Source organism: Pseudomonas fluorescens (genome assembly GCF_041354075.1).
GTDB lineage: Bacteria > Pseudomonadota > Gammaproteobacteria > Pseudomonadales > Pseudomonadaceae > Aquipseudomonas > Aquipseudomonas fluorescens_CE.
On the sequence record NZ_JARZGC010000049.1, the window covers coordinates 1 to 708 of the forward strand.

Consider the following 708-nt stretch of genomic DNA (forward strand, 5'->3'; position numbering starts at 1 on the left):
TGTCCTCGCTGCTCGGCTGGCAGCTCGCCGGCAAGCGCATGGCGCTGCTGTGTTTTGTCACCCTGACCCTGCTCGGTTTGATCGGCGTGTGGTCCGAATCCATGACCACCCTGGCGCTGGTGCTGACCTCGGTGTTCTTCTGTGCCCTGATCGGCATTCCGCTGGGCATCGTCTGCGCTCGCAGCGACCGGCTCGAACGCTTTATCCGCCCGGTGCTCGACGCCATGCAGACCCTGCCGGCCTTCGTTTACCTGGTGCCGGTGGTGATGCTGTTCGGCATCGGCAATGTCCCCGGCGTGCTGGTGACCATCGTGTTCGCCCTGCCACCGCTGGTGCGCCTGACCAACCTGGGCATCCGCCAGGTGCCTGAAGACAAGATCGAAGCCGCCCGCGCCTTTGGCTGCACGCCCCGGCAAATGTTGACCCGCGTGCAACTGCCGCTGGCCACCTCGACCATCATGGCCGGCCTCAACCAGACCCTGATGCTGTCGCTGTCGATGGTGGTGATCGCCTCGATGATTTCCGTGGGCGGCCTGGGCCAAATGGTCCTGCGCGGCATCGGCCGGCTGGACATGGGCCTGGCCACGGTCGGTGGCATCGGCCTGGTGCTGCTGGCGATCTTCCTCGACCGCCTGACCCAGGCGATGGGCGCACGAACCAACGCCGACCCGAGCCGGCGCTGGTACCACACCGGCCCCGTGGGCGTGG

At 66.9% G+C, this 708-nt stretch carries 1 protein-coding gene; it reads left to right on the plus strand.

The genetic code is table 11. The annotated features are described in order from the left end of the window. The coding region (locus QIW53_RS27180) for an ABC transporter permease subunit (protein WP_371052678.1) at positions 1–708 on the plus strand (708 nt) is incomplete at both ends.